A 26,479-nucleotide genomic window follows, 5' to 3' on the forward strand; every position below is an offset into this window, starting at 1 on the left:
CACCAAAAAGGTGCAGTTTAAGAATTTTGCTTCGGAATGGTGCGGCGCATCTCGCAAAAACAAACAATAAAACATCAATATCTTTACATTTAGCCAAACTAAATGTTACCTAACAAACACAACACTGCACAATAAAGTTGCAGATGATAACAACACAAACACTCACAACGGGTATCCATGCGTTCTTAACGCAGAAGATAAAGGAGTTGGATATGCAATTACGTAAACCTGCCACAGCAATCCTGGCCCTGGCGCTTTCCGCAGGACTGGCACAGGCAGATGACGCCGCCCCGGCAGCAGGCAGTACGCTGGACAAAATCGCCAAAAACGGTGTGATTGTCGTCGGTCACCGTGAATCTTCAGTACCTTTCTCTTATTACGACAATCAGCAAAAAGTGGTGGGTTACTCGCAGGATTACTCCAACGCCATTGTTGAAGCAGTGAAAAAGAAACTCAACAAACCGGACTTGCAGGTGAAATTGATTCCGATCACCTCACAAAACCGTATTCCGCTGCTGCAAAACGGCACTTTCGATTTTGAATGTGGTTCTACCACCAACAACGTCGAACGCCAAAAACAGGCGGCTTTCTCCGACACTATTTTCGTGGTCGGTACGCGCCTGCTGACAAAAAAAGGCGGCGATATTAAAGATTTTGCCGATCTGAAAGACAAAGCCGTCGTAGTCACTTCCGGCACCACCTCTGAAGTTTTGCTCAACAAACTGAATGAAGAGCAAAAAATGAACATGCGCATCATCAGCGCCAAAGATCACGGTGACTCTTTCCGGACCCTGGAAAGCGGTCGTGCCGTTGCCTTTATGATGGATGATGCTCTGCTGGCTGGTGAACGTGCGAAAGCGAAGAAACCAGACAACTGGGAAATCGTCGGCAAGCCGCAGTCTCAGGAAGCCTACGGTTGCATGTTGCGTAAAGACGATCCGCAGTTCAAAAAGCTGATGGATGACACTATCGCTCAGGTGCAGACCTCCGGTGAAGCGGAAAAATGGTTTGATAAATGGTTCAAAAACCCAATTCCGCCGAAAAACCTGAACATGAATTTCGAACTGTCGGACGAAATGAAAGCACTGTTCAAAGAACCGAATGACAAGGCACTGAACTAATTACAAGAACCAGGGGCGGAAATTCCAGCCCTCTCGATTGTTACGTAGCACGGACAGACTATACGCCTGATGGTCGTTCCCCATCGGGCCTGAAAACCGCAATACGCTGGGTAACAATCTTCGAGGGTAGCAGTTAACGCTGCTACCCTCTTTTTTCTGGAGTAGATTTATGTCTATAGACTGGAACTGGGGTATTTTTTTACAACAAGCCCCGTTCGGCAACACCACCTATCTTGGTTGGATCTGGAGTGGTTTTCAGGTGACGATCGCTTTGTCGATCTGCGCCTGGATTATCGCTTTCCTCGTCGGTTCATTTTTCGGCATTTTACGTACCGTTCCAAACCGTTTTCTCTCCGGTCTGGGTACGTTGTATGTCGAACTGTTCCGCAACGTGCCGTTGATTGTGCAATTCTTTACCTGGTATCTGGTGATCCCGGAGCTGTTGCCGGAGAAAATCGGCATGTGGTTTAAGGCCGAGCTGGATCCCAATATTCAGTTTTTCCTTTCATCCATGCTCTGCCTGGGGCTGTTTACCGCCGCCCGTGTTTGCGAACAGGTACGCGCCGCGATTCAGTCGTTGCCGCGTGGGCAAAAGAATGCCGCGCTGGCAATGGGTCTGACGCTACCGCAGGCTTACCGCTATGTACTGCTGCCTAATGCTTATCGCGTTATCGTCCCGCCGATGACCTCCGAGATGATGAACCTGGTGAAAAACTCCGCCATCGCCTCGACTATCGGTCTGGTAGATATGGCGGCGCAGGCGGGTAAATTGCTCGATTACTCAGCTCATGCCTGGGAGTCGTTTACCGCCATTACGCTTGCGTATGTGTTGATTAACGCGGTTATCATGCTGGTAATGACGCTGGTTGAACGTAAAGTTCGCCTGCCCGGCAACATGGGGGGCAAATAATGTACGAGTTTGACTGGAGTTCCATAGTTCCTTCCCTGCCATATCTGCTCGACGGGCTGGTGATCACCCTGAAAATCACCATCACGGCAGTCGTGATTGGTATTTTGTGGGGTACGATGCTGGCAGTAATGCGCTTGTCCAGCTTTGCGCCGATTGCCTGGTTTGCCAAAGCCTACGTTAACTTATTCCGCTCGATTCCTTTAGTCATGGTTTTGCTGTGGTTTTATCTGATTGTGCCGGGTTTTCTGCAAAACGTGCTGGGATTATCGCCAAAAAATGATATCCGTTTAATTTCGGCGATGGTGGCGTTTTCGATGTTTGAAGCGGCCTACTATTCAGAGATTATCCGTGCCGGTATTCAAAGTATTTCCCGTGGTCAGTCGAGCGCCGCGCTGGCGTTGGGGATGACTCACTGGCAGTCGATGAAACTGATTATTCTGCCGCAGGCGTTCCGCGCGATGGTGCCGCTGCTGCTCACTCAGGGCATCGTACTGTTCCAGGATACCTCACTGGTGTATGTGTTATCTCTGGCCGATTTCTTCCGTACCGCCTCAACCATTGGTGAGCGTGATGGTACGCAGGTCGAGATGATCCTGTTTGCCGGGTTTGTTTATTTCGTTATTAGCCTTAGCGCATCGTTGTTGGTCAGCTACTTGAAAAGAAGGACAGCATAATGATTACCCTGAAAAATGTTTCAAAATGGTATGGTCACTTTCAGGTGCTGACCGACTGCTCAACCGAAGTGAAAAAAGGCGAAGTGGTGGTGGTTTGCGGCCCGTCTGGTTCCGGCAAATCAACGCTGATTAAAACCGTCAACGGCCTCGAACCGGTGCAGCAAGGTGAAATCACCGTCGATGGCATCGTGGTTAATGATAAGAAAACCGATCTGGCAAAGCTGCGTTCCCGCGTCGGGATGGTGTTTCAGCATTTCGAGCTGTTCCCCCATCTGTCGATTATCGAAAACCTGACCCTGGCGCAGGTGAAAGTGCTTAAACGCAATAAAGCGCCGGCTCGTGAAAAAGCATTGAAATTGCTGGAGCGCGTCGGGCTTTCCGCACATGCCAATAAGTTTCCGGCGCAGCTTTCCGGCGGCCAGCAGCAGCGAGTGGCGATCGCTCGCGCATTGTGCATGGATCCTATTGCCATGCTGTTCGACGAACCAACGTCGGCGCTGGATCCGGAGATGATCAACGAAGTGCTGGACGTGATGGTCGAACTGGCGAACGAAGGAATGACGATGATGGTGGTGACCCACGAAATGGGCTTTGCCCGTAAAGTGGCGAATCGGGTGATCTTTATGGACGAGGGTAAAATTGTCGAAGACTCGCCGAAAGACGCTTTCTTCGATGATCCGAAATCGGACCGCGCAAAAGACTTCCTCGCGAAAATCCTGCATTAATCACTCTGGCGCGCATACCCAAGTGCGCGCCATCTCACGCTTTATCGTTTCGCTCCTCGTATCTGTTACATCCTGGCGGTACCCTTGTCGCAAAGAAGCACACAACAAGGAGCAACAATGGCACTGCCAATTCTGTTAGATTGCGACCCAGGTCATGACGACGCTATCGCAATCGTTCTCGCCCTCGCCTCACCAGAGCTTGATGTCAAAGCAATTACGTCTTCCGCCGGAAACCAGACACCAGAAAAAACCTTACGCAATGTTCTGTGTATGCTGACCTTGCTTAATCGCACCGATATTCCGGTAGCAAGCGGTGCGGTAAAACCATTAATGCGTGATTTGATTATCGCGGACAATGTGCACGGCGAAAGCGGTCTCGACGGCCCGGCATTACCGGAACCGACGTTCGCACCGCAAAACTGTACGGCGGTGGAGCTGATGGCGAAAACGCTGTGTGAAAGTGAGGAACCTGTCACCATTGTTTCTACCGGACCGCAAACTAACGTTGCCTTGCTGCTCAATAGCCACCCGGAACTGCATAGCAAAATTGCCCGTATCGTGATTATGGGCGGCGCAATGGGGCTTGGTAACTGGACGCCTGCGGCTGAATTTAATATTTACGTTGACCCGGAAGCGGCAGAAATTGTCTTCCAGTCAGGGATCCCGGTGGTGATGGCCGGTCTGGATGTTACTCACAAAGCACAAATTCACGTTGAGGACACCGAGCGTTTCCGCGCCATTGGCAACCCTGTTTCAACCATTGTTGCCGAACTGCTGGATTTCTTCCTCGAATATCATAAAGACGAAAAATGGGGCTTTGTCGGCGCACCGCTGCATGACCCATGCACCATCGCCTGGCTGTTAAAACCGGAGTTGTTTACCACTGTTGAGCGCTGGGTTGGCGTGGAAACACAAGGGAAATATACCCAAGGTATGACGGTTGTTGATTATTATTATCTGACTGGCAATAAACCGAATGCCACTGTAATGGTCGATGTTGATCGTCAGGGCTTTGTTGATTTACTGGCCGATCGTCTGAAATTTTACGCTTAACACACGTCATTGATTAAGATCACCACGCGTTACCTGGGTGGTCTTAATCTGTTTATCTCTTTTTCTTTCAAGATATAAATGCAATGGATAATGCAGAACTCGCCATTGGTATCGATCTCGGTACTACCAATAGTTTAATTGCCGTCTGGAAAGACGGTGCCGCGCAATTAATTCCAAATAAGTTCGGTGAATATTTAACACCATCCATAATTAGCATGGATGAAAATAATCATATTTTAGTCGGAAAACCGGCTGTATCACGGCGTACTTCGCATCCGGATAAAACGGCAGCGTTATTTAAACGTGCAATGGGCAGTAATACCAACTGGCGGTTAGGCAGCGACACATTTAACGCGCCAGAACTGTCCTCTTTGGTATTACGCTCATTAAAAGAAGATGCCGAAGAATTTCTGCAACGTCCGATTAAAGATGTGGTGATCTCCGTTCCGGCTTATTTCAGCGATGAACAACGCAAGCATACCCGTTTAGCAGCGGAGTTAGCCGGGTTAAATGCGGTACGCTTAATTAATGAACCCACAGCAGCTGCGATGGCATATGGCCTGCATACGCAACAAAATACCCGCTCGCTGGTTTTTGATCTCGGTGGCGGCACGTTTGACGTCACGGTGCTCGAATACGCCACGCCGGTGATTGAAGTTCACGCCTCCGCTGGCGACAACTTTCTTGGCGGCGAAGATTTTACTCATATGCTGGTGGATGAAGTTTTAAAACGCGCCGCAGTGGCTAAAAACATGCTCAACGAAAGTGAGCTGGCAGCCCTGTACACCAGCGTGGAAGCGGCAAAATGTAGCAATCAATTACCGCTGCAAATTAGCTGGCAGTATCAGGAAGAAACGCGTGAGTGCGAATTTTACGAGAACGAACTGGAAGATTTGTGGTTGCCGCTGCTCAATCGCTTGCGAGTGCCGATTGAACAGGCGTTGCGCGATGCACGTCTGAAGCCAAGTCAAATCGACAGTCTGGTGCTGGTTGGCGGCGCATCACAAATGCCGCTGGTGCAGCGAATCGCCGTGCGTCTGTTTGGCAAATTACCGTATCAAAGTTACGATCCGAGCACCATTGTCGCGCTGGGCGCAGCAATCCAGGCCGCCTGCCGCTTACGCAGTGAAGATATTGAAGAAGTGATCCTCACTGATATTTGCCCCTACTCCTTAGGTGTTGAAGTTAACCGCCAGGGCGTTTCCGGCATTTTCTCACCGATTATTGAACGAAATACCACTGTGCCGGTGTCGCGAGTAGAAACTTACTCGACCATGCACCCGGAGCAGGATTCAATAACGATTAATGTTTATCAGGGAGAAAATCACAAAGTTAAGAATAATATACTGGTTGAATCCTTTGATGTTCCGCTGAAGAAAACCGGGGCTTATCAGTCTATTGATATTCGCTTTAGTTATGATATTAACGGATTGCTTGAAGTTGACGTGCTTCTGGAAGACGGCAGCGTTAAGTCCAGAGTCATTAACCACAGCCCGGTAACGTTAAGTACCCAGCAAATTGAAGAGAGTCGGGCACGGTTATCCGCATTAAAAATTTATCCGCGCGATATGCTCATCAACCGTACCTTTAAAGCCAAACTGGAAGAGTTATGGGCGCGGGCGCTGGGTGACGAGCGAGAAGAGATTGGCCGGGTAATCACCGATTTTGATGCGGCGCTGCAATCAAACGATATGGCCCGCGTCGATGAAGTTCGTCGACGGGCGAGCGATTATTTGGCCATTGAGATCCCTTAAACACGGCTGCCGGATGCGGCGTAAACGCCTTATCCGGCCTACTCGAAGGTCGGATAAGATGCGTTAGCATCGCATCCGACGTTGAAGGATAAGATGCGTTAGCCTCACATCTAACTGAACAACATCGCGATTTTACCGATCGCGTAACCTATCACCAGCACCGTTAAGCTGATTTTGATAATGCTGGTAATGCTCTGTGGTTTTTCATCCTCATCATTTTTTTCTTCGTGGTTTTCAGGTGTTGGCTCATCGACATCTTCATCCTCCGGCTCGAGTTTCACTTTCGTCAACAGCATCCGCGTGATAATGGCCTCTAATGGATGAGCATCTCCACCTTCCAGCCTTGTATTAAGACGGGCCAGCATCTCTTGTTTCGGGAACGCTTCCAGCACAACCTGTTCCGCTACCCGATACAAATCCAGTAACGGTGAATCTTGTTCTGTCTCGCTACCGACTCTCGATTTCCACCATGCCCATGCTTTGCGCTTGAAGAATAACGACTCAATAAACGATTGACCTAACGGCGATAATTTTCCGCTATGTAAAATTTCCGCCCATAACAGCCGCGTCCGGGCGCTCTCACCAGGAACATATTTCAACGGTTGACCTTGCGCATCTATCATGCTTCGCGCTTCGATAACCATCACTAATAACGCGAAATAATCCGGGCAATGACGCTTGCTCCACTGCAACAACAAATTATCAGCTTGTGTAGATGGGTAACTCTCCCGGTATGCGCAGAGATCGGCAAGCAGGCTTTCCCCCTCGCCACAGTACAACCGTTGCGCACACTGGTAATAACGGGCATCTTCGCTTTCTGGATTTTCTGCTTGCCACTGTTGGGCAACAGGAATAAGTTCCGCCATACCTGTTTTCACCGAGCTGTACCAGCGCAACAGTTTGCGATGTAACTTGACATCATCAGGAATGAACCACGGACCTTCCATTGCCATAAACGCAGTGACATAGTCAGGATGGTAACGGCAGCAGCGTTCCAGCGCGAAGTAATACTCAACAGTCTGGTTCTGCAACGCGACGGGATATTCCAGAAGGCTAAGGAAATCGAAACAATCACCAGCCTGAATGGCCTCAAGAAAAGCCTCCCTTTCTTCCTCATCCATTCCTTCGCTGTCATTAAACGAATGCCAGTTCAAACGCTCTGCCAGCAAAGAAGCACAATTTAATGAAAGATATCGCGCTTCTATAGCGACTGCACACAGCGGCCAGCGTAATTGATCGACATCCTCCATGTTCCAGGTATTTAATTGCTGAATAAATTTCTGCCAGGCGGAGGGCTGAAAACGATCACTTTCAGAATCCAGTAATGCCCTGAATGCACGTAGTATTTCATGTTCAGCGGCGGCATCTTTTTCTTCATCATCTGCTTCCTCGACAGGATTTACCGCCAGTCGCAGCGCCTCTTCATAGGCCTGGCGTAATGCTTTAAACCCCTGCGGATCGGTTTCGGGATGACACAACGGTAAGCGAGCAAGATAAGCCTGGCGGATAATGTCTATTTGCGTCGTGCTTTCAATTTCGAGGATTTGCCAACATGTTTTCATAGGTCGCTCACATCCTTAAGCGTTACCGGGCATTCAGGCTGGACAGTTAATGGCTGCCAGGGAAGCGTGGCATAGAAACGGTCGCTTCCCGCTGCCAGCTCTTCGAACATCCGACTCCCGGCGCTATCGTATTTGTACAGGGTTAGCGCCTCGCGTAGCGAAGCGTTGTCTTCGCACTGAGAAGATTGCCAGTAGAGACGCCCTAACGAATAGGCGGAAAAATAGTGCATCCAGCTGTGATAGTAATGGTGTGCTCGTATATAGACGCGCGATTGCAGCCATAAACTCTCGTCTTCCGTCAGCCACTTGTTGAGCACACCAACCCGTGATAAAAAACCCATCCGCACATAATCCCAGGCTTTGATTCCCCCTTCCCCACAACACATAGCGGTTTGGGCAACGAATTGGGTATAAATCAACCCTCTCTCCGAGCCGCCAGCAATTAATGCTTTCCACTCTTCAGGGGAAGAGCGATGCCATGTCAGATATAAGCCAGCTAAATCATTGGCATGACCATCATCGGTCATCTGATAAATAGTCTGAATTAAATCATCACGATTATTTATTCCCCAGGATGATGAGAGATCGAATTCTTTTATCCCGGTATACATTTTTGGCGAGTCATGCGCGGGCTTGCAACCCTGATTAAGTATTTCCATGGGCGTAGAAAGCGCAAAAAGAAGATATTGTTCTTCCTTATTCATTTGTTAATAATCCCTTAAGTGCATTAACTGACTACTTTTTTATTATTGATGAGTATAAACTTGACGCTTTCAAAATAAAAAGAAAATCGAAGCATTCATACATGAATAAAAAATTAATGTATATATTCGCAATATTTATAGTTGCAGCAATAACCTGTATTAGCCAACCCAAGAAAACGACGTTGCGTGATAAAGCCATGGCGAATTATGCCTTTGATTATTTAAGCTCACCGGGCAGTCTTCCATTCACCACGGCAGCCACGGAGCTTTCCGCGATTCATGGTCACTCAACGTCGCAATATCGCCTTGGAGAATTTTATCTTCATGGTAGCGACGGTAAACCACTGGATTATACACAGGCGAGATACTGGTATGAGCAATCAGCGGAACAGGAAAATCCACGCGCGCAAAGTAAACTGGGGTGGATCTACCTCAAAGGTCTGGGGGTCAAACCCGATACCCGTAAAGCAATTCTCTGGTATAAGGAAGCAGCTGAACAAGGGTATGCTCATGCTCAATATACTTTAGGTTTGATCTACAGAAACGGCTCAAGTATTAATGTTAACCATTATGAATCTCAAAAATGGTTAAAACTGGCCGCCAAACAACATTACAAAAATGCGGAAAGATTACTTGCCGGGCTTCCCGCACATTAACGTCGACTGTCACCCGAACAGATGGAGTATTTTCCCTATCAAACCGGCAAAGATAAAAATGTAGAAAATAATTTTGATGACTCCCAGGCAGCCCGGCCCACCATCGTCAACGGGCATCGACTGCGGTTGCGGCTCCGGTTCGACGGTTTGCTTCTCGGTAAAATTTGCCGCCTGAATTAATAATCGACGAATCATTAATGCTTCCAGTGGACAACGATCTTCTGCATCAAGGCGGCTGACGATCGGCATTAATGATTCTTCTGTCGGTTGGCTGGCCTGAACTAATTGTTTAGCAACTAAATATAATGGCCATAAGGGATGTTCTGTATCACGCGTGAGTGAGATCCGCGGCTTACGTCCTTTGTGCAAAACCATCTCGACCAGAGAACGCCCCAGCGCAGAGAGTTTTTCATCACTGAGTATTTCGTATAAATGAAAACGCGTACGAGCGCTGTCACCAGGGACATAAAGTAGCGGTTTTCCCTGATCGTTAACCAGATCACGCGCTTCAATCATCATCACCACTAACGGGTAATAATCGACCCGATGCTGACGGCACCATTGCAACATTAAAGCATCCGCCTGGGTGGAGGGATACTCGCGCCAGTAGTCACAAAGTTCTGCCAGCAGGCTTTCGCCTTCTCCACAATAGACGCGTTGCGCGTATTCATAATAACGCGCATCTTCATTATCAGGTTCAGCTTCCCGCCACGACCGGGCGTAATCCAGAAGTTCGGGGATATCCAGACGGCTTGTGCTATACCAGCGGAGTAAATTTCTGTGCAAATTTGCATCATCGGGGATAATCACTGCGCGATGTTGCGCTAAATACAATGTCAGCCATTCTGGATGCGATGACCAAATCCGAGCGAACATTTGGTAAAAATCAATGGTGTCATTTTGTACGGCAACGGGCAGATGCAGAATGGTCTGGAAGTTAAAAACATTCCCCTTCGCAATGGCATATAAAAAGGATTCCAGTTCTTCTTCGTCTATTTCCCCGACGTTTTCCTCCTGCAACCACCGCAATCTTTCTGCTAATAACACCACGCACTCGAAGGATAAATGGGCAGTGTTCATGGCTATTGTGCACAGCGACCAGCGTAATTCATCAATATCTTCCATCGAGCAATAATTTAATTGCTGAATGAATCGCTGCCAGGCAGAGGGCAGAAAACGTTCGCTATCAGAGGCGAGTAACGCACGAAAGGCGAGCAGAATTTCATGTTCTGCAACTTCATGTTCTTCTGGTTGCCAAACAGATTTAGCAGGCGACTGCGCAATCCGTAGCGCGTCCTCATACGCCTGACGAAGTTGTTTAAAACCCTGCGGATCGGTTTCTGGATGAAAGGACGGTAACAGCGCCAGATAAGCGCGGCGGATAATATCGACGTCAGTCGTTTCCTCTATTTCGAGAATCTTCCAGCAATTTTTCATAGGTCGCTCATATCCTTAAGCGTTTCCGGGCATGTGGGGTAGTCAGCCAGTGGTTGCCAGGGTAAGGTCGCGTAATATGCATCGTCACTGGCAAATAATTGATAAAACATATCATTGCCGGAATCGTCGTATTCTTTACGCGCTAAGAATTCACGTAATAAAGGCAGATCATCATCCTCGGGAGACTGCCAATATTGCCGACCAAAGGTATAACCGGCAAAGTATTGCCGCCAGTGACTATAATAACGTAGAGCCCGTAGATGAATGCGCGACTGGATCCACAGGCTTTCTTCTTCACTCAACCAGTTATTAAGTACGCCCATTCGGCTTAAAAAACCCATCCGGACATAATCCCAGGCTTTAATTCCTCCCTCACCACAGCATTCGGCGGTGCTGGCGACAAATTGCGCATAAGCCTGACCTTGCTCATTTAATTCAGCAAGATAGTCACGCCATTCACATGGCGAATAACGAAACCAGCAGTGATAAAACCCTGCCAACCGCGCGGCATGACCGTTATCAATCATTCGGTAAATTGTGCGCAGCAGGTCATCACGGTCATCAATTCTCCAGGAGGAAGAAAGGTCAAAAAAGCGTGTACCTAAATACATTTTGGGGGATGAATGCGAAGGTAAACAGCATTCATTGCGTATTTCCATCGGAGTGGAAAGTGCAAACAATATTTTTTGCGACTCCATGTCCATATAATTCATCCTTAAATATTCATTCAATGAATATTAACCACGTTGCGAGGCTCATTTATTTATACTTTTCTGACGCAACATAATACGCATAAAATAAGGCTTACGCAAAAATGGAACACATAAAAATATAATATGTTTTATATGCAACCATAAGGAAATGATAATGATTTTTACGTCAAGTTGCTGCGATAATTTATCAATAGAAAAGATTGTTAAACGTGCTGAAAAAGGCGATAGCGAGGCTCAATATATTGTTGGGTTTTATTATAATCGCGATAGCGCAATTGACTCTCCGGACGACGAAAAAGCCTTCTACTGGCTGAAGCTTGCCGCTGAACAAGGCCATTGTGAAGCACAATATTCCTTAGGGCGGAAATACTCCGAGGATAAAAGCCGTCATAAAGATAATGAGCAAGCCATCTTTTGGCTGAAAAAAGCTGCCCTACAAGGCCATACTTTCGCTTCCAACGCCCTTGGCTGGATACTGGATCGTGGAGAAGACCCCAACTATAAAGAAGCGGTTGCCTGGTATCAGATAGCCGCGGAGAGCGGAATGCCTTATGCGCAAAATAATCTTGGATGGATGTACAGAAATGGTAACGGAGTCGCACAAGACTATGCGCTGGCATTTTTCTGGTACAAACAAGCTGCATTACAAGGCCATAGTTACGCGCAAGACAACCTGGCCGATCTCTATAAAGACGGAGAAGGCGTTGCTCAAAACAAGACACTCGCCGCATTCTGGTATTTGAAAAGCGCACAGCAGGGTAATCGGCATGCCCAGTTTCAAATTGCATGGGATTATAACGCTGGCGAAGGGGTGGACCAGGACTATAAGCAAGCGATGTACTGGTATCTGAAGGCTGCCGCTCAGGAAAGCGTCGGCGCTTACGTCAACATCGGTTATATGTATAAACATGGACAAGGCGTTGAGAAAGATTATCAGGCCGCCTTTGAATGGTTTATGAAAGCCGCTGAATGCAATGACGCCACTGCCTGGTATAACCTGGCCATTATGTATCACTACGGAGAAGGAAGACCTGTCGATCTCCGACAGGCTCTCGACCTGTATCGTAAAGTTCAGGCATCCGGTACCAGGGATGTCAGTCAAGAAATCCGTGAGATTGAAGATTTACTGTAAGAGATAAAAACAAGGGCCGGGGAATTTTATTCGGCCCATATTCTCTTTATTGCTGTGCGAAATCAGACCATTAAGGCTCGAACGGGCGTCTCTGGAACTGGTCATGACCACATTTCGGGCATAGCGTCAGCACTTCCGGTGTGTAGATTGGGAGATGGAAATGACATTTCTCGCAGACCAGATTTCCCAGCCCTACCACTTCTCCGCTGTGATAAACCCCATGATGATTGAGGTCCTGGAAAACTTCGCGCCATTCAAGCTGCGTTTTATCGGTGATGTCTGCCAGCTCCTGCCATAAGCTTTCTTTAATCACCCGCATAAAGACGCTGTCAGATTCTTCTTTCAGGCTCTCTTCATAGCTCATGGCGAACTCTTCCAGGTCACGTCTGACAGCTCGCGTCAGCTCATCGACCTCGGTTCGCGTTAACTCCCCTGTTTTTATTACGCGCTCGCGCGCCTGTTCCACCAGTGCGTCGATATCACGTTCGCCATTGCGCAGACGTTCGCTCAGTGACGCGACCAGTTCACGGTAATATTGAGCAACCTTGTTCATCGTTTCATCTCCCGGGTCGTTAACTGACTATAATAATAGACGTTCTTTGTTCCTTGCTTTGCTAATACGCCCACAAACTCTGTAAATTAATGTATGAATAATCCGGGCATCATTTCAACGTCGAATGCGCGAAAGGCTGTTTTGACGCGGACGTTTGGGCTATGCTATGCGGATCTGAAAAACCACCTCTAACGCTACTTTTGTAGCCGTATTGAAAACAGGACCACTGGCTGCCATGCAAGAGCAATACCGCCCGGAAGAGATAGAATCCAAAGTACAGCTTCATTGGGATGAGAAGCGCACATTTGAAGTAACCGAAGACGAGAGCAAAGAGAAGTATTACTGCCTGTCTATGCTTCCCTATCCTTCTGGTCGACTACACATGGGCCACGTACGTAACTACACCATCGGTGACGTGATCGCCCGCTACCAGCGTATGCTGGGCAAAAACGTCCTGCAGCCGATCGGCTGGGACGCGTTTGGTCTGCCTGCGGAAGGCGCGGCGGTAAAAAACAACACCGCTCCGGCACCGTGGACGTACGACAACATCGCATACATGAAAAACCAGCTCAAAATGCTGGGCTTTGGTTATGACTGGAGCCGCGAGCTGGCAACCTGTACGCCGGAATACTACCGTTGGGAACAGAAATTCTTCACCGAGCTGTATAAAAAAGGCCTGGTATATAAAAAGACTTCTGCGGTCAACTGGTGCCCGAACGACCAGACCGTACTGGCGAACGAACAAGTTATCGACGGCTGCTGCTGGCGCTGCGATACCAAAGTTGAACGTAAAGAGATCCCGCAGTGGTTTATCAAAATCACCGCTTACGCTGACGAGCTGCTTAACGATCTGGATAAACTGGATCACTGGCCAGACACCGTTAAAACCATGCAGCGTAACTGGATCGGTCGTTCCGAAGGCGTGGAAATCACCTTCAACGTTAACGACTATGACAACACGCTGACCGTTTACACTACCCGTCCGGACACCTTTATGGGTTGTACCTACCTGGCGGTAGCGGCGGGTCATCCGCTGGCGCAGAAAGCGGCGGAAAATAATCCTGAACTGGCGGCCTTTATTGACGAATGCCGTAACACCAAAGTTGCCGAAGCTGAAATGGCAACGATGGAGAAAAAAGGCGTCGATACTGGCTTTAAAGCGGTTCACCCATTAACGGGCGAAGAAATTCCCGTTTGGGCAGCAAACTTCGTATTGATGGAGTACGGCACGGGCGCAGTTATGGCGGTTCCGGGTCACGACCAGCGCGACTACGAGTTTGCCTCTAAATACGGCCTGAATATCAAACCGGTTATCCTGGCAGCTGACGGCTCTGAGCCAGATCTTTCTCAGCAAGCCCTGACTGAAAAAGGCGTGCTGTTCAACTCTGGCGAGTTCAACGGTCTTGACCATGAAGCGGCCTTCAACGCTATCGCCGATAAACTGACTGCGATGGGCGTTGGCGAGCGTAAAGTGAACTACCGCCTGCGCGACTGGGGTGTTTCCCGTCAACGTTACTGGGGCGCGCCAATTCCGATGGTAACGCTGGAAGACGGCACTGTGATGCCGACCCCGGACGACCAGCTGCCGGTGATCCTGCCGGAAGATGTGGTGATGGACGGTATTACCAGCCCGATTAAAGCAGATCCGGAGTGGGCAAAAACTACCGTTAACGGTATGCCAGCGCTGCGTGAAACCGACACTTTCGACACCTTTATGGAGTCCTCCTGGTACTATGCGCGCTACACTTGCCCGGAGTACAAAGAAGGTATGCTGGATTCCAAAGCGGCTAACTACTGGCTGCCGGTGGATATCTACATTGGTGGTATCGAACACGCCATTATGCACCTGCTCTACTTCCGCTTCTTCCACAAACTGATGCGTGATGCAGGCATGGTGAACTCTGACGAACCAGCGAAACAGTTGCTGTGTCAGGGTATGGTGCTGGCAGATGCCTTCTACTATGTTGGTGAAAACGGCGAACGTAACTGGGTTTCCCCGGTTGATGCTATCGTTGAACGTGACGAGAAAGGCCGTATCGTGAAAGCGAAAGACGCGGCAGGTCATGAACTGGTTTATACCGGCATGAGCAAAATGTCCAAGTCGAAGAACAACGGTATCGACCCGCAGGTGATGGTTGAACGTTACGGCGCGGACACCGTTCGTCTGTTTATGATGTTTGCTTCTCCGGCAGATATGACTCTCGAATGGCAGGAATCCGGCGTGGAAGGGGCTAACCGCTTCCTGAAACGTGTCTGGAAACTGGTGTACGAGCACACAGCAAAAGGTGATGTTGCGGCACTGAACGTTGATGCGCTGACTGAAGATCATAAAGCGCTGCGTCGCGATGTGCATAAAACTATCGCTAAAGTGACCGATGATATCGGCCGTCGTCAGACCTTCAACACCGCTATTGCGGCGATTATGGAGCTGATGAACAAACTGGCGAAAGCACCGACCGATGGCGAGCAGGATCGCGCTCTGATGCAGGAAGCACTGCTGGCGGTAATCCGTATGCTTAACCCGTTCACCCCACACATCTGCTTCACGCTGTGGCAGGAACTGAAAGGCGAAGGCGATATCGACAACGCACCGTGGCCGGTTGCTGACGAAAAAGCGATGGTGGAAGACTCCACGCTGGTCGTGGTGCAGGTTAACGGTAAAGTCCGTGCAAAAATCACCGTTCCGGTGGACGCAACGGAAGAACAGGTTCGCGAACGTGCTGGCCAGGAACATCTGGTAGCAAAATATCTCGATGGCGTTACTGTGCGTAAAGTGATTTACGTACCAGGTAAACTCCTCAATCTGGTCGTTGGCTAAGCGCGGGAGGAAGCGTGCGATATCTGGCAACATTGTTGTTATCTCTGGCGGTGTTAATCACCGCCGGGTGTGGCTGGCATCTGCGTGATACCACGCAGGTTCCTTCCACTATGAAGGTCATGATCCTGGACTCAGGCGATCCGAACGGGCCATTAAGCCGTGCGGTGCGTAACCAGTTACGTCTGAATGGTGTCGAGTTGCTTGATAAAGAAACCACGCGTAAGGACGTTCCATCCCTGCGTTTGGGTGCTGTATCAATCTCGCAGGATACCGCGTCGGTTTTCCGTAATGGTCAAACTGCGGAATATCAGATGGTGATGACTGTTAGCGCGTCGGTATTGATTCCTGGACGAGATATCTACCCGATTAGCGCCAAAGTCTTCCGTTCGTTCTTCGATAACCCGCAAATGGCGTTAGCGAAAGATAACGAGCAGGAAATGATCATTAAAGAGATGTACGACCGTGCTGCCGAACAGCTGATTCGTAAGCTGCCAAGCATCCGTGCTGCGGATATTCGTTCCGACGAAGAACAGACGTCGACCACAACGGATACTCCGGCAACGCCTGCACGCGTCTCTACCACGCTGGGTAACTGATGATTCGGTTGTACCCGGAACAACTCCGCGCGCAGCTCCATGAAGGGCTGCGCGCGGCGTATCTTTTACTTGGTAACGACCCTCTGTTATTGCAGGAAAGCCAGGACGCTGTTCGTCAGGTAGCTGCGGCACAAGGATTCGAAGAACACCACACTTTTTCCATTGATCCCAACACTGACTGGAATGCGATCTTTTCGTTATGCCAGGCTATGAGTCTGTTTGCCAGTCGACAAACGCTATTGCTGTTGTTACCCGAAAACGGACCGAATGCGGCGATCAATGAACAACTTCTCACACTCACCGGACTTCTGCATGACGATCTGCTGTTGATCGTCCGCGGTAGTAAATTAAGCAAAGCGCAAGAAAATGCTGCCTGGTTTACTGCTCTTGCGAATCGCAGCGTGCAGGTGACCTGTCAGACGCCGGAGCAGGCTCAGCTTCCCCACTGGGTTGCTGCGCGTGCAAAACAGCTCAACTTAGAACTGGATGACGCTGCAAACCAAGTGCTCTGCTACTGTTATGAAGGTAACCTGCTGGCGCTGGCTCAGGCACTGGAGCGTTTATCGCTGCTCTGGCCAGACGGCAAACTGACATTACCTCGCGTTGAACAGGCGGTGAATGATGCCGCGCATTTCACCCCTTTTCATTGGGTTGATGCTTTGTTGATGGGAAAAAGTAAGCGCGCGTTGCATATTCTTCAGCAACTGCGTCTGGAAGGCAGCGAACCGGTTATTTTGTTGCGCACATTACAACGTGAACTGTTGTTACTGGTTAACCTGAAACGCCAGTCTGCCCATACGCCACTGCGTGCGTTGTTTGATAAGCATCGGGTATGGCAGAACCGCCGGGGCATGATGGGCGAGGCGTTAAATCGCTTAAGCCAGCCGCAGTTACGTCAGGCCGTGCAACTCCTGACACGAACGGAACTCACCCTCAAACAAGATTACGGTCAGTCAGTGTGGGCAGAGCTGGAAGGGTTATCTCTTCTGTTGTGCCATAAACCCCTGGCGGACGTATTTATCGACGGTTGATATGAAATCTTTACAGGCTCTGTTTGGCGGCACCTTTGATCCGGTGCACTATGGTCATCTTAAACCCGTGGAAACGCTGGCGAATTTGATTGGTCTGACGCGGGTCACAATCATCCCTAATAATGTTCCTCCGCATCGTCCCCAGCCGGAAGCGAACAGCGTGCAGCGTAAACACATGCTTGAACTGGCGATTGCCGACAAGCCACTGTTTACTCTTGATGAACGCGAGCTAAAGCGCAATGCCCCCTCTTACACTGCGCAAACACTGAAAGAGTGGCGGCAGGAACAAGGACCGGACGTGCCGCTGGCGTTTATTATTGGTCAGGATTCATTGCTGACCTTTCCGACCTGGTACGAATACGAAACGATACTCGACAATGCACATTTGATCGTCTGTCGGCGTCCAGGTTACCCACTTGAAATGGCGCAACCGCAATACCAGCAATGGCTGGAAGATCATTTGACACATAACCCGGAAGATCTTCACCTTCAGCCTGCCGGTAAAATTTATCTGGCTGAAACGCCGTGGTTTAACATCTCGGCGACCATCATCCGCGAACGTTTGCAAAACGGTGAATCGTGTGAGGATTTATTACCGGAACCGGTACTGACTTACATTAACCAACAAGGCTTGTATCGCTGATACCTGTCGTTACGGAGGGCATGATGCGACTGTGGTTAATTCGTCATGGTGAAACGCAAGCGAATGTCGATGGTCTGTACAGCGGTCATGCGCCCACCCCCCTGACCGCACGCGGTATTGAGCAAGCGCAAAATCTGCATACGCTGCTACATGATGTTTCCTTTGACCTGGTTTTATGCAGTGAACTGGAACGGGCACAGCATACCGCGCGACGGGTTCTCAGTGATCGCCAGCTCCCCGTGCAAATCATCCCTGAACTCAACGAAATGTTTTTTGGCGACTGGGAGATGCGACATCATCGCGACCTCATGCAAGAAGATGCCGAAAACTATAGCGCGTGGTGCAATGACTGGCAGCATGCTATCCCCACGAACGGTGAAGGATTTCAGGCATTTTCACAACGTGTGGAACGGTTTATCGCAAGGCTTAGTGAATTTCAGCACTATCAGAATATTTTAGTCGTCAGCCATCAGGGTGTACTGAGTCTGTTAATCGCTCGTTTAATTGGCATGCCTGCCGAGGCTATGTGGCATTTTCGCGTTGATCAAGGGTGTTGGAGCGCCATTGATATCAACCAAAAATTCGCGACGCTACGCGTCCTCAATAGCCGTGCCATCGGGATCGAGAATACATGACTTTTCTGTTTTTTTACGGGTAACCAGCAACGACCATTGACAGCCCCGGGCAGGCTGATATTCTCCGCAGCCAGACTTTTTTCGCCAGACACGACTTTGTAGAAATTGTTTTACAAAAATGGCGATGCAATCTGCGGCGCGGGGTGGGATGATAGCCCACTTTCGAAAGCCGATTCGGCGACAATTGTCCCGAAATCGCCTCTGGTTCAGGTATACTGACAGACCATTTTTATCTATTTGATTCACCCAGGGGGAAAACTTGCAGGGTAAAGCACTCCAGGATTTTGTTATCGACAAAATTGATGACCTTAAAGGTCAGGACATCATCGCCTTAGACGTTCAGGGCAAATCCAGCATCACCGACTGCATGATCATCTGTACGGGTACGTCCAGCCGCCATGTTATGTCCATTGCTGATCACGTTGTGCAGGAGTCTCGCGCAGCGGGCCTGTTACCGCTCGGCGTAGAAGGTGAAAACAGCGCCGACTGGATTGTCGTGGATTTGGGCGATGTGATTGTCCATGTCATGCAGGAAGAGAGCCGTCGCCTGTATGAACTGGAAAAACTCTGGAGTTAATGCGTGAAGCTGCAACTTGTCGCCGTGGGAACGAAAATGCCGGACTGGGTACAAACCGGTTTTACCGAGTACCTGCGTCGTTTTCCGAAAGATATGCCCTTCGAGCTGATTGAAATTCCGGCCGGAAAACGCGGCAAGAATGCGGACATCAAGCGCATACTCGACAAAGAGGGTGAGCAGATGTTGGCGGCCGCAGGCAAAAACCGCATTGTCACCCTCGATATTCCAGGCAAGCCCTGGGATACGCCGCAGTTAGCCGCTGAGCTGGAACGCTGGAAGCTGGATGGTCGCGACGTCAGTCTACTGATTGGCGGGCCTGAAGGGTTGTCGCCTGCCTGTAAAGCGGCGGCGGAGCAGAGCTGGTCGCTGTCGGCACTTACCCTTCCCCATCCGCTGGTTCGCGTGCTGGTCGCAGAGAGCCTGTACCGGGCGTGGAGCATCACCACCAACCATCCTTATCACCGTGAGTGATAAGTGAGCTTTGAGTAGAAAACGCAGCGGATGAAACTACAGAACTCTTTTCGCGACTATACGGCAGAGTCCGCGCTGTTTGTGCGCCGGGCGCTGGTCGCCTTTTTGGGGATTTTGCTGCTGACCGGCGTGCTTATCGCCAACCTGTATAATCTGCAAATTGTTCGCTTTACCGACTACCAGACCCGCTCTAATGAAAACCGCATTAAGCTGGTGCCTATCGCACCCAGCCGCGGCATTATCTACGACCGTAACGGTATCCCTCTGGCTCTCAACCGCACTATCTACCAGATAGAAATGATGCCGGAGAAAGTCGATAACGTGCAGCAAACGCTGGACGCTTTGCGCAGCGTGGTTGATCTGACCGATGACGATATTGCTGCATTCCGAAAAGAGCGCGCACGTTCACACCGTTTCACCTCCATTCCGGTGAAAACTAACCTGACCGAAGTACAAGTGGCGCGCTTTGCCGTCAATCAGTACCGTTTTCCGGGTGTTGAAGTTAAAGGCTATAAACGTCGTTACTATCCTTACGGTTCGGCGTTGACCCACGTCATCGGCTATGTGTCGAAAATCAACGATAAAGACGTCGAACGCCTGAATAATGACGGCAAACTGGCCAACTATGCGGCAACGCATGATATCGGTAAGCTGGGCATTGAGCGTTACTATGAAGACGTGCTGCACGGTCAGACCGGTTATGAAGAGGTTGAAGTTAACAACCGTGGGCGTGTTATCCGCCAGTTAAAAGAAGTGCCACCGCAAGCCGGACACGATATTTACCTGACGCTGGATCTCAAACTCCAGCAATATATTGAAACGCTGCTGGCGGGTAGCCGCGCAGCTGTGGTAGTCACCGATCCGCGTACAGGTGGGGTGCTGGCGCTGGTTTCCACGCCTAGTTATGACCCAAACCTGTTTGTTGACGGTATCTCCAGCAAAGATTATTCCGCCTTGCTGAACGACCCGAATACACCGCTGGTGAACCGCGCCACACAGGGGGTTTATCCTCCCGCGTCTACAGTTAAACCCTATGTGGCGGTTTCGGCATTGAGCGCCGGAGTGATCACGCGCAATACGACGCTGTTTGACCCAGGCTGGTGGCAACTGCCAGGTTCGGAAAAACGTTATCGTGACTGGAAAAAATGGGGCCACGGGCGTCTGAATGTCACAAGATCGCTGGAAGAATCTGCGGATACCTTCTTCTATCAGGTGGCCTACGATATGGGAATCGATCGCCTCTCCGAATGGATGGGTAAATTCGGTTATGGTCATTACACCGGTATCGACCTGGCGGAAGAACGTTCCGGCAATATGCCTACCCGCGAATGGAAACAGAAACGCTTTAAAAAACCGTGGTATCAGGGTGACACCATTCCGGTTGGTATCGGTCAGGGTTACTGGACGGCGACCCCTATCCAGATGAGTAAGGCACTGATGATCCTGATTAATGACGGTATCGTGAAGGTTCCGCATTTGCTGATGAGCACCGCCGAAGACGGCAAACAGGTGCCATGGGTACAACCGCATGAACCGCCCGTCGGCGATATTCATTCCGGTTACTGGGAGCTGGCGAAAGACGGTATGTACGGTGTTGCTAACCGCCCTAACGGTACGGCGCATAAATATTTTGCCAGCGCACCGTACAAAATTGCGGCGAAATCCGGTACCGCTCAGGTCTTCGGTCTGAAAGCGAACGAAACCTATAATGCGCACAAAATTGCCGAGCGTTTACGTGACCACAAACTGATGACCGCCTTTGCGCCATACAACAATCCGCAAGTCGCTGTCGCCATGATTCTGGAGAACGGCGGTGCGGGTCCGGCGGTTGGTACGCTGATGCGCCAGATCCTCGACCACATTATGCTGGGTGATAACAACACCGATCTGCCTGCGGAAAATCCAGCGGTTGCCGCAGCGGAGGACCATTAATCATGACGGATAATCCGAATAAAAAAACATTCTGGGATAAAGTCCATCTCGATCCCACAATGCTGCTGATTTTACTGGCATTGCTGGTTTACAGCGCCCTGGTTATCTGGAGCGCCAGCGGTCAGGATATTGGCATGATGGAGCGTAAAATCGGCCAAATCGCGATGGGTCTGGTCATCATGGTGGTGATGGCGCAAATTCCTCCACGCGTTTATGAAGGCTGGGCCCCCTATCTCTATATCATCTGTATTATTTTGCTGGTGGCGGTAGATGCTTTCGGTGCCATCTCTAAAGGCGCTCAACGCTGGCTGGACCTCGGTATTGTTCGTTTTCAACCGTCGGAAATTGCCAAGATAGCCGTACCGTTGATGGTTGCACGCTTTATCAACCGCGACGTTTGCCCACCTTCATTGAAGAATACAGCTATCGCGCTGGTACTGATATTTATGCCCACGCTGCTGGTGGCTGCACAGCCTGACCTGGGAACATCAATCCTCGTTGCGCTTTCCGGCCTGTTTGTACTGTTCCTCTCTGGCCTTAGCTGGCGTCTGATTGGCGTCGCAGTAGTGCTGGTAGCGGCGTTCATTCCGATTCTGTGGTTCTTCCTGATGCATGATTACCAGCGCCAGCGCGTAATGATGCTCCTGGACCCGGAATCAGACCCACTCGGCGCGGGCTATCATATTATTCAATCTAAAATTGCTATTGGCTCCGGCGGATTACGCGGCAAAGGCTGGCTGCACGGTACTCAGTCACAGCTTGAATTTCTCCCCGAACGCCATACCGACTTTATCTTCGCGGTACTGGCGGAAGAGCTGGGATTAGTGGGCATTTTGATTCTGCTCGCTCTTTACATTCTGCTGATCATGCGCGGGCTGTGGATAGCCGCCAGAGCGCAAACCACCTTTGGTCGCGTCATGGCTGGCGGCTTAATGCTGATATTATTCGTTTATGTCTTCGTAAATATTGGTATGGTAAGCGGTATTCTGCCGGTTGTAGGGGTTCCGCTCCCACTGGTCAGTTATGGAGGATCGGCGCTAATTGTGCTGATGGCTGGGTTCGGGATTGTAATGTCAATCCACACCCACAGGAAAATGTTGTCGAAAAGCGTGTAAGAGGTGCGCAATGCGTAAGCAGTGGCTCGGGATCTGCATCGCGGCAGGAATGCTCGCGGCATGTACAAGCGATGATGGTCAGCAACAGACGGTAAGTGTACCGCAGCCTGCGGTATGTAACGGCCCCATAGTTGAAATTAGCGGGGCGGACCCGCGTTTCGAACCACTGAACGCGACGGCAAATCAGGATTACCAGCGCGACGGTAAAAGCTACAAAATCGTGCAGGATCCGTCTCGATTTAGCCAGGCGGGACTGGCGGCAATCTATGATGCCGAACCCGGCAGTAACCTGACGGCCTCTGGCGAAGCTTTCGATCCGACACAGTTGACGGCGGCCCATCCAACGCTTCCGATCCCCAGCTACGCCAGAATCACTAACCTGGCTAACGGGCGAATGATCGTGGTGCGCATTAATGATCGCGGTCCTTACGGCAACGACCGCGTTATTTCGCTTTCTCGCGCGGCAGCTGACCGTCTTAACACGTCAAACAACACCAAAGTTCGTATCGATCCGATTATTGTCGCCCAGGATGGTTCGCTTTCTGGTCCTGGTATGGCCTGTACCACAGTTGCTAAACAGACTTACGCCCTGCCTGCACCTCCCGATTTAAGCGGCGGCGCGGGAACAAGTTCAGTGTCTGGCCCGCAGGGTGACATTCTTCCGGTCAGTAATTCGACGCTAAAAAGCGAAGATCCGACTGGCGCGCCGGTAACCAGCAGCGGTTTCCTCGGCGCACCAACGACCTTAGCGCCTGGTGTACTGGAAGGCAGCGAACCGACGCCTGCGCCACAGCCCGTTGTTACAGCTCCGTCGACAACGCCTGCAACCTCACCTGCAATGGTGACACCGCAAGCCGCCTCGCAAAGCGCCAGCGGCAACTTTATGGTGCAAGTCGGGGCCGTTAGCGATCAGGCTCGTGCGCAACAGTACCAACAGCAACTGGGACAGAAGTTCGGCGTCCCCGGTCGCGTAACTCAAAATGGCGCGGTCTGGCGGATCCAGCTTGGCCCATTCGCCAGCAAAGCCGAAGCCAGTACCTTGCAGCAACGTTTGCAAACCGAAGCCCAATTACAGTCATTTATTACCACCGCGCAGTAGCGTAAAGCAGGCATCTGATGTGTCAATTTCTGTAAATGACGTTAACAAAGTCACGCGGAAAGTCAGATGCCTGCCGGTAGTGCATTTGCTATAGTAGGGCACTTTTTTTAATTCCATCACGGATGTCGTAGTTCAGACCATGAATACCATTTTTTCCGCTCGTATCATGAAGCGCCTGGCGCTCACCACGGCTCTTTGCACAGCCTTTATCTCTGCTGCACATGCCGATGACCTGAATATCAAAACTATGATCCCGGGTGTACCGCAGATCGATGCGGAGTCCTACATCCTGATTGACTATAACTCCGGCAAAGTGCTCGCCGAACAGAACGCAGATGTCCGCCGCGATCCTGCCAGCCTGACCAAAATGATGACCAGTTACGTTATCGGCCAGGCAATGAAAGCCGGTAAATTTAAAGAAACTGATTTAGTCACTATCGGCAACGACGCATGGGCCACCGGTAACCCGGTGTTTAAAGGTTCTTCACTGATGTTCCTCAAACCGGGCATGCAGGTTCCGGTTTCTCAGCTAATCCGCGGTATTAACCTGCAATCGGGTAACGATGCTTGTGTCGCCATGGCCGATTTTGCCGCTGGTAGCCAGGACGCTTTTGTTGGCTTGATGAACAGCTACGTTAACGCCCTGGGCCTGAAAAATACCCATTTCCAGACGGTACATGGTCTGGATGCTGATGGTCAGTACAGCTCCGCGCGAGATATGGCGCTGATCGGCCAGGCGTTGATCCGTGACGTACCGAATGAATACTCGATCTATAAAGAAAAAGAATTTACGTTTAACGGTATTCGCCAGCTGAACCGTAACGGCCTGTTATGGGATAACAGCCTGAATGTCGACGGCATCAAAACCGGACACACTGACAAAGCAGGTTACAACCTTGTTGCTTCTGCGACTGAAGGCCAGATGCGCTTGATCTCTGCGGTGATGGGCGGACGTACTTTTAAAGGCCGTGAAGCCGAAAGTAAAAAACTGCTAACCTGGGGCTTCCGTTTCTTCGAAACCGTTAACCCACTGAAAGTAGGTAAAGAGTTCGCCTCTGAACCGGTTTGGTTTGGTGATTCTGATCGCGCTTCGTTAGGTGTTGATAAAGACGTATATCTGACCATTCCGCGTGGCCGCATGAAAGATCTGAAAGCCAGCTATGTGCTGAACAGTAGTGAATTGCATGCGCCGCTGCAAAAGAATCAGGTCGTCGGTACTATCAACTTCCAGCTTGATGGCAAAACGATCGAACAACGCCCGCTGGTTGTGCTGCAAGAAATCCCGGAAGGCAACTTCTTCGGCAAAATCATTGATTACATTAAATTAATGTTCCATCACTGGTTTGGTTAAAAATCGAACACTTGAAAGTGTAATTTCCGTCCCCATATACTAAGCATCAGTAAAAAACTCCCGCCTTCTGGCGGGAGTTGCTATTTAATTACGTTACGCCGGAGCTGACATGAAAACCAAACTTAACGAACTGCTTGAATTCCCTACTCCTTTTACTTACAAAGTTATGGGGCAGGCGTTACCTGAGCTGGTTGATCAGGTGGTTGAAGTGGTACAGCGCCATGCGCCAGGTGACTACACCCCAACGGTAAAACCAAGCAGCAAAGGCAACTACCACTCGGTATCTATCACTATCAACGCGACTCATATCGAGCAGGTTGAAACACTGTATGAAGAACTGGGCAAAATCGATATTGTCCGCATGGTTCTGTAACTCGCTTCTCCGTTACCCGGCTCCTGGTCGGGTAACTCCCCTCTCCTCGCTGTGATATACTTTTCCCCCACTTTTACTCATTCTCCACGGAGATGCCGTTTTGTATCAGGATAAAATTCTTGTCCGCCAGCTCGGTCTTCAGCCTTACGAGCCAATCTCCCAGGCTATGCATGAATTCACCGATACCCGCGATGAAAGTACCCTTGATGAAATCTGGCTGGTCGAGCACTATCCGGTATTTACCCAAGGGCAGGCAGGAAAAGCGGAGCACATTTTAATGCCGGGTGATATTCCGGTGATTCAGAGCGATCGCGGTGGGCAGGTGACTTATCACGGGCCGGGGCAACAGGTGATGTATGTGTTGCTTAACCTGAAACGCCGTAAACTCGGTGTGCGTGAACTGGTGACCTTGCTTGAGCAAACAGTGGTGAATACCCTGGCTGAACTGGGTATAGAAGCGCATCCTCGGGCTGACGCGCCTGGTGTCTATGTCGGGGAAAAGAAAATTTGCTCACTGGGTTTACGTATTCGACGCGGTTGTTCATTCCACGGTCTGGCATTAAACGTCAATATGGATCTTTCACCATTTTTACGTATTAATCCTTGTGGGTATGCCGGAATGGAAATGGCTAAAATATCACAATGGAAACCCGAAGCGACGACTAATAATATTGCACCGCGTTTACTGGAAAATATTTTAGCGCTACTAAACAATCCTGACTTCGAATATATTACCGCTTAATTGCATACATCAATGGCCCAATTTACACTGGGTCATTACTCATAATACCTGCTAATGCTTTACATCTCCTTCGCGTTTGTATATTTTCTTTATCACTTGCAG

General features: G+C 50.0%; 26 protein-coding genes. 21 read left to right on the forward strand and 5 right to left on the reverse strand.

The window, feature by feature from the left end; translation table 11 throughout:
- Window positions 1-212 precede the first annotated feature (212 nt).
- From gltI to hscC, 6 genes are all read left to right on the forward strand, one after another.
- A complete protein-coding gene (gene gltI, locus ACJHYW_RS08430) occupies window positions 213-1,121 on the forward strand; it encodes a glutamate/aspartate ABC transporter substrate-binding protein GltI (protein WP_001309342.1) in 909 nt (302 codons plus the stop codon).
- A 169-nt stretch (window positions 1,122-1,290) separates the two neighbouring features.
- Complete coding sequence (gene gltJ, locus ACJHYW_RS08435; RefSeq protein WP_000020944.1) at window positions 1,291-2,031, forward strand: glutamate/aspartate ABC transporter permease GltJ; 741 nt, start codon at window positions 1,291-1,293, stop codon at window positions 2,029-2,031.
- Window positions 2,031-2,705 (forward strand): glutamate/aspartate ABC transporter permease GltK, encoded by a 675-nt coding sequence (gene gltK, locus ACJHYW_RS08440; protein ID WP_000272806.1) that lies wholly within the window; start codon window positions 2,031-2,033, stop codon window positions 2,703-2,705. The genes gltJ and gltK overlap by 1 nt, the downstream gene beginning before the upstream one ends.
- Window positions 2,705-3,430, forward strand: a complete 726-nt coding sequence (gene gltL, locus ACJHYW_RS08445) for a glutamate/aspartate ABC transporter ATP-binding protein GltL (protein ID WP_000631389.1) — start codon at window positions 2,705-2,707, stop codon at window positions 3,428-3,430. The genes gltK and gltL overlap by 1 nt, the downstream gene beginning before the upstream one ends.
- Before the next feature lie 117 nt (window positions 3,431-3,547).
- Window positions 3,548-4,483 (forward strand): pyrimidine-specific ribonucleoside hydrolase RihA, encoded by a 936-nt coding sequence (gene rihA / locus ACJHYW_RS08450; RefSeq protein WP_001207493.1) that lies wholly within the window; start codon window positions 3,548-3,550, stop codon window positions 4,481-4,483.
- Window positions 4,484-4,566: 83 nt separating this feature from the next.
- Window positions 4,567-6,237, forward strand: a complete 1,671-nt coding sequence (hscC, locus tag ACJHYW_RS08455; RefSeq protein WP_000367864.1) for a molecular chaperone HscC — start codon at window positions 4,567-4,569, stop codon at window positions 6,235-6,237.
- A 110-nt stretch (window positions 6,238-6,347) separates the two neighbouring features.
- Here hscC and djlC read toward each other — a convergent pair whose 3' ends face one another.
- Both djlC and ACJHYW_RS08465 read right to left on the reverse strand, forming a co-directional pair.
- Complete coding sequence (djlC, locus tag ACJHYW_RS08460) at window positions 6,348-7,799, reverse strand: co-chaperone DjlC (RefSeq protein WP_001361275.1); 1,452 nt, start codon at window positions 7,797-7,799, stop codon at window positions 6,348-6,350.
- A complete protein-coding gene (locus ACJHYW_RS08465; RefSeq protein ID WP_001030943.1) occupies window positions 7,796-8,503 on the reverse strand; it encodes a DUF1266 domain-containing protein in 708 nt (235 codons plus the stop codon). Before ACJHYW_RS08465 ends, djlC begins: the two co-directional genes overlap by 4 nt.
- A 101-nt stretch (window positions 8,504-8,604) precedes the next feature.
- On the opposite strand from ACJHYW_RS08465, the gene ACJHYW_RS08470 reads away from it, so the two are divergent.
- A complete protein-coding gene (locus ACJHYW_RS08470; protein ID WP_001035661.1) occupies window positions 8,605-9,159 on the forward strand; it encodes a tetratricopeptide repeat protein in 555 nt (184 codons plus the stop codon).
- 9 nt (window positions 9,160-9,168) lie between these two features.
- On the opposite strand, the gene ACJHYW_RS08475 is transcribed toward ACJHYW_RS08470, so the two are convergent.
- Window positions 9,169-10,596 carry a J domain-containing protein gene (locus ACJHYW_RS08475; protein WP_000786592.1) on the reverse strand — a complete coding sequence of 476 codons (1,428 nt, stop codon included), beginning with the start codon at window positions 10,594-10,596 and terminating at the stop codon, window positions 9,169-9,171.
- A complete protein-coding gene (locus tag ACJHYW_RS08480; RefSeq protein ID WP_000367049.1) occupies window positions 10,593-11,300 on the reverse strand; it encodes a DUF1266 domain-containing protein in 708 nt (235 codons plus the stop codon). Before ACJHYW_RS08480 ends, ACJHYW_RS08475 begins: the two co-directional genes overlap by 4 nt.
- A gap of 163 nt (window positions 11,301-11,463) precedes the next feature.
- Here ACJHYW_RS08480 and ybeQ point away from each other — a divergent pair, with 163 nt between their 5' ends.
- Window positions 11,464-12,441, forward strand: a complete 978-nt coding sequence (gene ybeQ, locus ACJHYW_RS08485; protein WP_001361274.1) for a Sel1 family TPR-like repeat protein YbeQ — start codon at window positions 11,464-11,466, stop codon at window positions 12,439-12,441.
- A 70-nt stretch (window positions 12,442-12,511) separates the two neighbouring features.
- Here the strand turns inward: ybeQ and ACJHYW_RS08490 are convergent, their stop codons facing one another.
- Complete coding sequence (locus ACJHYW_RS08490) at window positions 12,512-12,994, reverse strand: zinc ribbon-containing protein (RefSeq protein WP_001044880.1); 483 nt, start codon at window positions 12,992-12,994, stop codon at window positions 12,512-12,514.
- Between the two features lie 235 nt (window positions 12,995-13,229).
- Between ACJHYW_RS08490 and leuS the strand changes: the two genes are divergently transcribed.
- From leuS to lipB, 13 genes are all read left to right on the forward strand, one after another.
- Entirely contained in the window at window positions 13,230-15,812 is a 2,583-nt protein-coding gene (gene leuS / locus ACJHYW_RS08495; RefSeq protein WP_001157895.1) for a leucine--tRNA ligase, read from the forward strand.
- 14 nt (window positions 15,813-15,826) lie between these two features.
- Window positions 15,827-16,408 carry an LPS assembly lipoprotein LptE gene (gene lptE, locus ACJHYW_RS08500; RefSeq protein WP_001269665.1) on the forward strand — a complete coding sequence of 194 codons (582 nt, stop codon included), beginning with the start codon at window positions 15,827-15,829 and terminating at the stop codon, window positions 16,406-16,408.
- The gene (holA, locus tag ACJHYW_RS08505) at window positions 16,408-17,439 is read left to right on the forward strand and encodes a DNA polymerase III subunit delta (RefSeq protein ID WP_061092804.1); all 1,032 of its coding nucleotides are present in this window, start codon (window positions 16,408-16,410) and stop codon (window positions 17,437-17,439) included. Before lptE ends, holA begins: the two co-directional genes overlap by 1 nt.
- A gap of 1 nt (window position 17,440) precedes the next feature.
- On the forward strand, window positions 17,441-18,082 hold the full coding sequence (gene nadD / locus ACJHYW_RS08510; protein ID WP_000838889.1) for a nicotinate-nucleotide adenylyltransferase: 642 nt from the start codon (window positions 17,441-17,443) through the stop codon (window positions 18,080-18,082).
- A 23-nt stretch (window positions 18,083-18,105) separates the two neighbouring features.
- Window positions 18,106-18,717: an adenosylcobalamin/alpha-ribazole phosphatase gene (locus ACJHYW_RS08515; RefSeq protein ID WP_032170908.1), complete on the forward strand. Its 612-nt coding sequence runs from the start codon at window positions 18,106-18,108 to the stop codon at window positions 18,715-18,717.
- 259 nt (window positions 18,718-18,976) lie between these two features.
- Complete coding sequence (gene rsfS / locus ACJHYW_RS08520) at window positions 18,977-19,294, forward strand: ribosome silencing factor (RefSeq protein WP_001161664.1); 318 nt, start codon at window positions 18,977-18,979, stop codon at window positions 19,292-19,294.
- A 3-nt stretch (window positions 19,295-19,297) separates the two neighbouring features.
- Window positions 19,298-19,765: a 23S rRNA (pseudouridine(1915)-N(3))-methyltransferase RlmH gene (gene rlmH / locus ACJHYW_RS08525; RefSeq protein WP_000776104.1), complete on the forward strand. Its 468-nt coding sequence runs from the start codon at window positions 19,298-19,300 to the stop codon at window positions 19,763-19,765.
- Between the two features lie 30 nt (window positions 19,766-19,795).
- Window positions 19,796-21,697, forward strand: coding sequence for a peptidoglycan DD-transpeptidase MrdA (gene mrdA, locus ACJHYW_RS08530; protein ID WP_000776191.1), 1,902 nt, complete (start codon window positions 19,796-19,798; stop codon window positions 21,695-21,697).
- A 2-nt stretch (window positions 21,698-21,699) separates the two neighbouring features.
- A complete protein-coding gene (gene mrdB, locus ACJHYW_RS08535; protein WP_000131717.1) occupies window positions 21,700-22,812 on the forward strand; it encodes a peptidoglycan glycosyltransferase MrdB in 1,113 nt (370 codons plus the stop codon).
- 10 nt (window positions 22,813-22,822) lie between these two features.
- Window positions 22,823-23,911 (forward strand): endolytic peptidoglycan transglycosylase RlpA, encoded by a 1,089-nt coding sequence (gene rlpA, locus ACJHYW_RS08540; RefSeq protein WP_001231428.1) that lies wholly within the window; start codon window positions 22,823-22,825, stop codon window positions 23,909-23,911.
- Window positions 23,912-24,050: 139 nt separating this feature from the next.
- Entirely contained in the window at window positions 24,051-25,262 is a 1,212-nt protein-coding gene (dacA, locus tag ACJHYW_RS08545) for a D-alanyl-D-alanine carboxypeptidase DacA (protein ID WP_001092082.1), read from the forward strand.
- Between the two features lie 109 nt (window positions 25,263-25,371).
- On the forward strand, window positions 25,372-25,635 hold the full coding sequence (gene ybeD / locus ACJHYW_RS08550) for a DUF493 family protein YbeD (RefSeq protein WP_000850550.1): 264 nt from the start codon (window positions 25,372-25,374) through the stop codon (window positions 25,633-25,635).
- A 100-nt stretch (window positions 25,636-25,735) separates the two neighbouring features.
- Complete coding sequence (lipB, locus tag ACJHYW_RS08555) at window positions 25,736-26,377, forward strand: lipoyl(octanoyl) transferase LipB (RefSeq protein ID WP_000284040.1); 642 nt, start codon at window positions 25,736-25,738, stop codon at window positions 26,375-26,377.
- The last annotated feature ends 102 nt before the right edge of the window (window positions 26,378-26,479 follow it).

The sequence above is a fragment of the Escherichia sp. WS3063 genome (assembly GCF_046486595.1).
Lineage (GTDB): Bacteria > Pseudomonadota > Gammaproteobacteria > Enterobacterales > Enterobacteriaceae > Escherichia > Escherichia coli.